Consider the following 9,434-nt stretch of genomic DNA (forward strand, 5'->3'; position numbering starts at 1 on the left):
TGCCGCGATGGCAACCGTCGACATGGGCAGTCAACCATCGCGCAACTGGTGTTGTCAACCATTGCGTACAGTTGTAGATTGGTTGAATTGGTTGAGTGCCGTCGAACAGGTTTTCGTGTCACAATATGATGTCGGGACGTTGAGTCGGCGGTCTGCCGATCGGACAGGAGATTTGGTTTTGAGCGCATTCGAGCCGCAGGTCGGACCAGCTGATCTCGACGACATCATCGCCGCGGTCCGCCAGTTGCAGCAGGGCGGCGGCAAGCTTCCGTCCGAGCGCGATCTTGCGGAACATCTGAGCGTCAAGCGCCATCAGCTTCGCAAGGCGCTTGAAGTGCTGCGCCTTTCGGGCGACCTCAAACCGGCGCGCGCCAGGCGGGCGCCGACCGCCCTTCCAAGATATGGCGAGGAACTGGTCAGGGTAACCAATCCGATCGAGGTCCTGGAATTGCGCCTGATTATGGAGCCGGGCCTTGCCCGACTGGCGTCGCTGCGCGCCTCCTCTTTCGAGACGGCGCGGATCCTCGACGCGGCAACCACGCCGGAGAACGCCCCGTCGGGTGAGGTCGACTTCGCTTTCCATCTCGCGATCGTTGCCGCGGCCCGCAACCATCTCGCCGCGGAATTCTACAAGATGCTGCGCCAGGTCGGTGTCGATGCGCGAGTGAAGGTTGCGCGCACCGCGGCACCCACCTGCCCCAAGCGGATCGCCCACCGCGACGGCGAGCATCGCCTGATCGCCGAAGCGATCTCGCAGCGCGACCCCGAAGCGGCAGAGGCCGCAATGCGCGCGCACCTTCTGTCGGTGCAGAGACAGATCATGGAACGGTCGAATGCCGGCGCCTTTGCCGCGTGATCGCATCACCTCTGACATCGAGCCTGTGCGGGGAATTTCAAATTGAAACGTCATTTCGACGTGCTGGTCATCGGCGCGGGATCCGCTGGCTCGGTTGTTGCCAGCCGTCTCAGTGAAGACCGGTCGTACCAGGTCGGCCTCATCGAAGCCGGGACGATGCCGGCCGATCCCGACATCGCCGACCCGCTGAAATGGACGATGCTCCAGGGCCGCGCCTACGACTGGAGCTACCGGACCGTGCCCCAGCCCTTCACCGCCAACCGCGTCCATGAATGGCCGCGCGGCAAAATCGTCGGCGGCTCGAGCTGCCTGCATGCAATGGCCTATGTGCGCGGCCATGCCGATGATTTCGAATCCTGGGCACAGGCCGGCGGCGAGCGCTGGTCCTATCGGGGATTGTTGCCGGGCTTCATCCGCAGCGAAGCCTTCACCGCTTTCGACGGGCCAACACGCGGCAGGAGCGGCCCGCTGGACGTCTATCTGCCGGACGCCGAGGTCAGTCCGGTCGTGCGTGCCTACATCGCCGCCGGGCGATCCATGGGGGCTCCCGCCCTGAGCGACCACAACAGCGGCGAGCTGGTCGGCACCAGCCCCAATTCACTCAACATACGCGACGGCAAGCGCCTGAGCGTCGCCGACGCCTATCTGCCGCCGCGGGTCATGGCGCGGCCGAACCTGACCTTGCTCGCCGGCCACGAGGTCGAGCATCTGGTGCTGGACGGCCACAGGGTCACGGGCGTGAGCGTGGTCTGCGAGGGCCAGACCAGAACGCTCTGTGCCGACCGGATTGTCCTTTGCGCCGGCGCCGTGTCCACGCCGCTCATCCTCATGCGGTCGGGCATTGGTTGCCCGGATACGCTGAAGCAGGCTGACATACGCTGCCTTGCCGATCGCAGCGAGGTGGGCCGCAACCTGCAGGATCATCTGCTGGCTCTTGGAAATGTCTACAGCACCAAAAAGCCGGTGCCGCCTTCCCGCCTGCAGCACTCCGAATCGCTGATGTATCTGCACAGCGACGACCCGATCCGCTCCATGGGAAGTCCCGATATCGTGCTCGCCTGCGTCGTCGCTCCGTCGGCGGCCGAGGGCCTGAATGCCCCGCTTTATGGCTCGGCCTTTACCATCCTTTGCGGCGTCACCCATCCGACAAGCCGCGGGCGCATCACACCGAGCGGGCCGGGCCGCAACGATGCGCCGGTCATCGATCCGCATTATCTCGAAACCGAACACGATCGCGCGACATTCAGGATGGCGTTGAAGCGGGCGCGCATGGTCGGCCATCATGAGGCCCTGGACGAATGGCGCGATACGGAGATCCTGCCAGGCGCACCGGTTCGGTCCGATGCCGAACTCGATGCTTTCATCGCCAGGGCTGCTTCCACCCATCATCATCCGGCCGGCACCTGCCGGATGGGTCTTGACACCGAGGCCGTCGTCGATCCTGACTTGCGGCTGAACGGCTTCGACAATGCCTTTGTCGTCGACGCCTCGGTGATGCCGGCGATCCCGAGCGGACCGATCAACGCGGCGATCGTCGCCATCGCCGAAACCTGGGCGGCGTCTTCACGGGTTACCCCGCCGGCAGCGTGAGGGCGTCCGCGTCCGACACTTCCCCTGGGTTCCGAATGGCTCTGCTTCCCGGCGACTATCAGCTATGGAGATGCGTCAGCTCAAACGCGGCTCCGTCCTGGACGCCGCCCATGCGCTGCTCGGCGGACCGGAACATGTCCGCGAACTCCACCTGGTTCTCGAACACCACGCCGCCGACCTTGACCGTCAAGGCATCCTCGGTGCCTTTTGGCGCGAAATAGACTTGTGCGATGCGCGCCCTGATACGCTCGCCGATTTCCCTGGCTTCTGCTTCGGTCGCGCCGGCGAGGAAAACCCCGAACATCGACGTCCCCATACGTCCAACCAGATCCTCCGCGCGCACTGACGATTGTATGGTTGAGGCTATGAGCCGCAAGGCTTGATCGCCCCATTCAAGACCAAAGCGCAGGTTGATGGACCGCAGATGCTCCGAATGGATGACCAGGAAGGCGCCGGATTTCGGCCCCGGCACCGACGGCCTTGCGGTTCTTTTTTCGACCATCGACGTGAAGACCGCTCCGTTCAGGCAGCCGGTCGTGGTGTCGAAGGTTGCCGACTTGTCGAGTTCCCGGCGATAGCGACGAAGCTCGATCTGTTTCAATCCAACGAACAGAAAAAGCGGAACACCAAGAACAACAGGCAACAGGATTGCCGTGACCATGCTGCGCCCAAATGGCGTCAGCGCCTCGGAGAACAGAAGCAGATAATTGAGACCGACGGAAACGCCCAGGATTGCAGTGGTTCCCAGAAAGGTCAGCAAAGCGACGCCTTTCCATGCCTGGTCGGTGGTGCTCGCCATAGTCTTTGTCACTGGCCGATCTCCTGTGGATGGGCTTGTATAAGGCCGGTGTGTTGCAATTTCAGTTTCAAGGAACATTGCAATTTAATCGATTGCGCGATGACCCCATCAAGGCTGCGCCCGTGGCGGTTAACAAACAAAACATCAGGGATTGAATGACAGCCTATTGTGCCGGGCCGAACATGCCCATCTCCGCGTCCCTGGCTGTCGCCTCCGCCTTGCCGTAGATGCCGCTCGGCAGCGCCGTGGCCCAGCCGTTGGAGACAAGCCAGGCGCCAACATCCTGCTTGCCCAGCCTGCACGGTGCGGCGACGGCAAAACGCTCGACGTCCGGCGGTACGAAGCAGTGCAGCGCGCGTCCCCTCAGCCAGGAATTGAAAATGGCGCGGGCGCGCACGCCGCAAGGCCAGGTGACGTCATGAAACGAGCAGGAGCTGTCGAGATCGATGCCTCGCACTCCGCTGATGACCACCTTGCGGCCCATGGCTTCGAACATCGCCGATGATGTGGCAACCGGGCGGTAGAGCAAGACCTCCCGCCAATCCCTGGGCATCGGCGATTTCGGGGGCACGGCGAGACCGAGCTCGCTGAGCGGCGGACGGGGCTCGGTCCGTTCGATCTCAGCGGGATCAAGCCGTGGCGGAGCGATCAGGTCTTGAGCAACCCTGCGCGCCGGCTCCAGGCGTTGTGCGCCGGCACCCCGGGCAAACGGCCGGACAGGCTGCGTATCGTCAACATCCCGCGACCGGGCACGGACAGGCCGATCGACCGAAAGCAACGCCCCGCCCTGAATGATCAGCAGTATCCCGGCCAGAAGCAGGAGGCTTCCGAGCGCGATCGCCAAGCGGCTGCGGTCCGGACTGGCCATCAGCTTGAACAGGATCCCAGGGATTTGCGCCGGTCAGAAACCCGACGTCGATTTGGCAACCAGCTTGAGCGCACCTTTTTCAATCCGATAGAACGGCATCGAGCGTTGGCTGGATCCGTCGGCCCGAAACCGGAACAGGCCGGTCGAGCCGCGAAAGCCGTTTGGATTCTCGAGAACCTTTTTGCTGAAACCATCGGGCCCGACCGCGCTGGCAATCCCTGCCGTCAGGGCAACCATATCATAGGCGTAGGCCACATTGACGTCAGCCGGATAGTTGTATGTCGTCCTGAAGCGGTCGGCGATCGGCCCGGTTTCGCTTGGATCGAGCGTGGCGATAAACGCCCCCTCGAAGAGCGGATCCATGGGGTGCTCCAGCCAACGGTTCGTCCCGACGACGGAGATCGTCTTTCCCGGAATGCCCTTCGATTTGAGGGCGGCAAGGACAGGCGACGGACTGCCATTGCCGCTGGCGACGATGACGGCGTCTGGGGCGTCCACGAGTGAGCCCATTTCGTCGACCGTCTTCGCGCCGTCGCCGGCAGAATATCGGAGAGTGACCGCGAGCGCCGCGCCGTAGATGCTGAGGCTGTTTGCGACCCGCTTCTCCATGGCGCCGGCGTTTGGGCCATCCGCGACAAGCAGTACGAACTTCTTGCTGCCTTTCGCGGCCAGTCCCGCGGCGCCCGCGGCGGCGCTGTCCGCTTCGCCAAGGAGCACGGCATAGACCCCGGGGCCGCCGGCGAAATTGTCGGCGAGCGCCAGGACCGGTGGCCGCTTCGACCCCGACAGCGTGGCAATATGCTGGGCCGCCGGCAGCTCGGTCGGGCCGATGACGACTTTAGACCCCGTCGTAATGGCCGTAACCGCCAGTTTGCCGGCCAGTGCGCTGTCGCCTTTGGTGTCTTCTACCGTCAGCGCCAGCAATCCGTTGCCGATATCCGTCATCGCCAGCTTGGTCGCATCGAGCATCTTCCTGCCGTTTTCCCCGGCCGTTCCAGGGGCGGACAGCGGCAGCAGCATCGTGACTTTGGTCGACCCGGTGCCCAGCGACTGGGTCGCCTGGACGGGACCGGCACCGGCGGCGCCGTTCTGCCCGGCAGGCGCGGTAACCGCCGCCGGATCGAGCACTTCGGACACGCCGCCCTTCGACTGGCAGCCCGACACGATCGCGGCGAGCGCCAAGGCGATTGCCCATGTCCGCGGACGGTGGACCTGTCGGCCAGCTTCCATGAATGCTCCACCCCTATGTGCCGCCGGATATTGTTCCCGGTCTGGTCTTCAACGCATGTTACGGCGGACTTGCAGTGCCGTCTGTAGTTCTTTTAGCCGCCGAACAGCCTGCCTCTGAGCGCCCTGATCTGCCTTGCTTGCCCGGCACTTCGATAGTCGGCGCATTTCATGTATCGCGGCCCGGGCACGAACACGCGGCGCACGCAGACGCCCTTTGCCTGGGCAGGGGCTCCACCCTCCTCGCCTGGCGAAAATGCGGAAAAGCCGAACGTCGCCACCGGCAAAGGCCCGGTCACTTCGATCCCTTCCCTTGCCAGGATTGCCCGCGCACGCTGGCAGTAGCGGACTGAAAGGGCCGAGAACCGGCTTTCATTGTGCCCGGCGCGATACTTCATGACGGTGGTGCAGAGATCACCCGCGGCGAGCCTGTTGGCCTGTGCAAGATATTTGACCCCCAGCGCGATGTTGGCCGCCGGCGCGCTGAGATCGTTGAGGGACCCTCGAAAGCCGAGCATCCTGGCGGTCGCCGGCATCACCTGCATCAGGCCGACTTCGCCATCGGCGCCTTGCACGCCGGGATCGAAGCCGCTTTCGATCTCCATCACGGCATGCGCCAGCAGCGGCTCCAGGCCATAGATCGATGCCTGGCAACTGGCAAACGCCTTGAATGCCTGCCGGGTCCACTCCGTGGTCGGATCACAGCGCACTGGTTGCTTCAGGCCGGGCGAAAACTGTTGTTTCACGAACGGTCGTTCCAGCCAGTTGGCACTGGCCGGCGTGATCGTTTGGACGAAGCCAAGCAACACGATCGCGACCGCGACCGCTTTCAGGAAGGATCCGTCGGCTGTCATGATGGCCAACAGGCGTCGGTTCGCCTATCCGGTCAGTGCATGTACTCGACCATGCGATCGTGAAAACACTCGCATTTGTTGAGGGTGTCTTCGTCCTTGTAGTTCGTCTTCAGGTAGCCGTAAGCCATGCCGCAGGCGACCTTGGCTTCCGATGCCCAGACGAAGACGGGCCGGGACGAGTTGATCCACTCCGAGCTGTTGGCGGCGGCGACCGACTCGTCCATCAGCTTCACCACCTGCTGCTTCAGATCGACGATGTTGTCGTTCAAGACCAGATTGGACGTGCCGACGACCCGGCAATAATCGCCTGTCGGACCTTCGATGATGTCGGCGGCATACCCCGTCGACCCGACTGCCAGCAACAGCGTCGCAGCGGAAACAAGCAGTCTTGCAGAACGTTTCATGTTTAGCTCCCCTAAATATTAGCGACGTATAACATAATCGCATGGTTGTGCGCTATGCCGTTAGACCAGGTTTGCCGTCGTCGTATGCTGGGTCACGCCATCGTCGTAAAGCAGCGTGATCGTATTACTGGCCACAGGCAAGTTGGTCAGCGCAGCCACGTCGACGAAATTGGCACCGTTGGCCGCACCGTCGGCGTCGACACTGAGAGTGCCGGTCGAGGAATTGTAGTTCACGAACTCGCCGACATTCGCACCTCCGGAAGCTGTGTCGAACAAGGCGGTAAGGTCGATTATGTCGCCATGGCCGCCAAGGCCGCTGTAGTCGGCGATGAGATCCTTGATGTCGAGGCTCTCGAGCTTGAACGTGTCGGCTCCCAATCCACCGGTCAGCAGGTCCTGGCCCGACCCGCCGATCAGCAGGTCGTTGCCGTCGCCGCCGGACAGCAGGTCCGCTCCCGAGCCGCCATAAAGCGTATCGTTCCCGGAGTTGCCCGACAGGGTATCGTTGCCGCGCCCACCGGAGAGGATATCGGCCTGGCCATTGAGGCCGTTGAGGGTGTCACTGCCATCCTCGCCGAGCAGCGTTGTCTCGGTAAGGGTGGTCGTATGCGTCTCGCCAGCGGCGGTTCCTTGCCAGGTGCTGAGATCGGGCGAAAGGTGCGCCGTCACCGAGCCGGCGATCGCGTCGCCGTCACCATCGGTCGCCTTAACCGGAATCGAGATGTCGAAGGGCGTGACAGCGTTGGCGGTCGTGTAGGTGACCGGACCCAGCTTGAAATCGTTTGAGCCGGCATTGGCCGAAATTTCGATGGCGCTGAACGGGTCGGAATTTGCAATGACGGTAAAGGTATCGCCTTGCTCCAGGCCGGTGACAGTCCATGTTCCGTTCAACGCATTGTACGTTGCGGCCGGATTAACGGTCCCTCCGGCGTTGACCACGGTGACTAGGCTGCCGAACGCCGTGCCTTCGCCAGCCAAGTCGCCTATATAGGAGTTGTCATAGTCGGCGTTGACCGGGCGAATGGTTATCGACACCGGAGCCGATCCCGAGACATTGCCGATCCCCTGGGTATAGCTGGCCACCTCGTAGTGATCCGTATAATGGATCCCTGCTCCGGCACCCGCGGGAAGTCCCGCGATAGTGCCGTCGGTCGTTGCGTTGCTGACGAAATCGAAACGAATCGCCTCGCCTGGCCCAATGCTGTTTCCGCCATTGACGCCCCAGCTGCCCGTGCTCGTATTTACGGTGTGGCCATTAGCCGTGGCAAGCAGGTCACTGGTCGACCCGATCGAATTCAGAACGATCGCATCACTGTTGGCGCCACTGGGTGAGAAGTTCGCCGTATTGAACTGGCTGCCGGCAAACATCGTCGCATTTTGCGTATAGGTCCAGGTATCTGTTGCCGGATCGAGTGTCGCCGTGAAGGCCAGGTCGCTGCCATTGGCTACCGAAGTCTGCCCTACAACCGTGTGCGAATCGACGACGTGGAAGAGAACCTGTTCGCCGTTCAGGAAGATGTTCGTGCCTGCTACATCCTTGACCGCTGCACCTTCGGTCACGTTGAACACAACGTTGCCCACGCCATCGGCGCCGGCGCTCAGGCCGAAATTGATCTGTTCCGTGAGCGTCGTATGGTTGATGTTCTCGACGAAGATACCATCCGGCTTGAACGGCAGCGGAACGTCGTCCAAAACCGTCAGGTTGACCGCGCCGGAAACATGATCGCCGCTGGTGTCGGTCGCCACCACCTGAAGCCCATTGATGGTGACGTTGCCCGAGCCGGCAAAATGCTGGAGCTGGTCGGTCAGCGTCGCGGTAACAACTGGTGTCAACGAGCTATTGGCGTTGGCATTGGTGTTCGACAGCGACAGATAGATTGCCGGTCCGAGATTGTTGGCACCTTGCATCAGTGTGCCGACAAGCTGACCGCCAACTATCGCCCAGTCGATCGAGTAACCCACAGCCAGGCCCGAAACCGTTGGCGCCACCCAATTTGGACCGACCGGGTCGGCAAAGGCAACCGAAATGGCCTCGCCAGTCGTGGTGAAGGTGATGCCGCTGACTGCCTGCGCCGTCTCGCCGCGGCTGCCCGAATTGGTACCGGTCACGGCCCCTGCCTGGAGATCAGCAGGCGGCGTTAGATCGAGCGCCGTGTCGAGCGCCGCTTCGTTCAATGTCAGCGAGACTGTGCCGCCCCCTGACGGAACGGTGTTGGTCTGCACATTCAAGGTCACAGTGGCCGTCGAAGTGTCGCCGTCGCCGTCCCTGATCGTGTAGGTGAAAGAGTCCGGCCCGACATAGATGCCCGTCGGTGTATAGGTGAAGGTTCCATCGTTGTTGTAGACCACCGTGCCGTGGGCGCCGTTTGTCGCGGTGATTTGGCCAGGCGTCGTCGTGGCCACACCATCGGCGCCAAACACATCATTGCCGAGCAGCCCGGTAAGGACCGCGGCAGTTGTCACCGTCGGCAGCCAAGTGTCGTTCTGGGCAACCGGGATGTCGTCGACGATGGAGATGACGATCGAGGCCGGCGTGGTGTCGCTGTCGCCGGTGGCGTCCGTCACCGTCATGGTGATGGTGTCGCTGAGCGGGTTGATCTCGCCCTGGCCGCTATGGGTCAGCGGACCCGACAGCGTGTAGCTGTAGCCGTAGGNGACGACGCCGCCGGCATCGGGAGCCGAGATCGAGGTGATCTCCAGCACGCCCATCGTCGTCGTCACGGTCTGGCCAATCGCCGTGATCGTCACCGGCCCGCCGGCATTGCCGTCGAGCGTCAGCGTGTAGCCTTCATTGTTGCCGTCGACCGTGAAGGTCCCGGTCGCCGTCTCGCTGGTC

Annotated in this window: 8 protein-coding genes; 2 read left to right on the forward strand and 6 right to left on the reverse strand. The window is 62.8% G+C overall.

Going from position 1 to position 9,434, the window contains the following annotated elements:
• Positions 1–7: 7 nt before the first annotated feature.
• Complete coding sequence (locus M729_RS0129690) at positions 8–856, forward strand: FCD domain-containing protein (RefSeq protein ID WP_245267662.1); 849 nt, start codon at positions 8–10, stop codon at positions 854–856.
• A gap of 42 nt (positions 857–898) precedes the next feature.
• A complete protein-coding gene (locus tag M729_RS0129695; protein ID WP_027163710.1) occupies positions 899–2,446 on the forward strand; it encodes a GMC family oxidoreductase N-terminal domain-containing protein in 1,548 nt (515 codons plus the stop codon).
• A gap of 58 nt (positions 2,447–2,504) precedes the next feature.
• Here M729_RS0129695 and M729_RS0129700 read toward each other — a convergent pair whose 3' ends face one another.
• The 6 genes from M729_RS0129700 to M729_RS1000000139785 all read right to left on the reverse strand — a co-directional run.
• Positions 2,505–3,257, reverse strand: coding sequence for a GGDEF domain-containing protein (locus M729_RS0129700; protein ID WP_027163711.1), 753 nt, complete (start codon positions 3,255–3,257; stop codon positions 2,505–2,507).
• Between the two features lie 151 nt (positions 3,258–3,408).
• Positions 3,409–4,113, reverse strand: coding sequence for a hypothetical protein (locus M729_RS0129705; RefSeq protein WP_027163712.1), 705 nt, complete (start codon positions 4,111–4,113; stop codon positions 3,409–3,411).
• Positions 4,114–4,146: 33 nt separating this feature from the next.
• Positions 4,147–5,133, reverse strand: coding sequence for an ABC transporter substrate-binding protein (locus M729_RS0129710; protein ID WP_245267663.1), 987 nt, complete (start codon positions 5,131–5,133; stop codon positions 4,147–4,149).
• Between the two features lie 302 nt (positions 5,134–5,435).
• Positions 5,436–6,194, reverse strand: a complete 759-nt coding sequence (locus M729_RS01000000136175; RefSeq protein ID WP_032809598.1) for a lytic transglycosylase domain-containing protein — start codon at positions 6,192–6,194, stop codon at positions 5,436–5,438.
• Positions 6,195–6,226: 32 nt separating this feature from the next.
• Positions 6,227–6,598 (reverse strand): hypothetical protein, encoded by a 372-nt coding sequence (locus M729_RS0129725; protein ID WP_027163714.1) that lies wholly within the window; start codon positions 6,596–6,598, stop codon positions 6,227–6,229.
• A 60-nt stretch (positions 6,599–6,658) separates the two neighbouring features.
• Positions 6,659–9,434, reverse strand: a 2,776-nt coding sequence (locus tag M729_RS1000000139785) for an Ig-like domain-containing protein (RefSeq protein ID WP_027163715.1), incomplete at its 5' end; no start/stop codon positions are given.

This window comes from Mesorhizobium sp. WSM1293, assembly GCF_000513875.1.
In the GTDB taxonomy this organism is placed as follows: domain Bacteria; phylum Pseudomonadota; class Alphaproteobacteria; order Rhizobiales; family Rhizobiaceae; genus Mesorhizobium; species Mesorhizobium ciceri.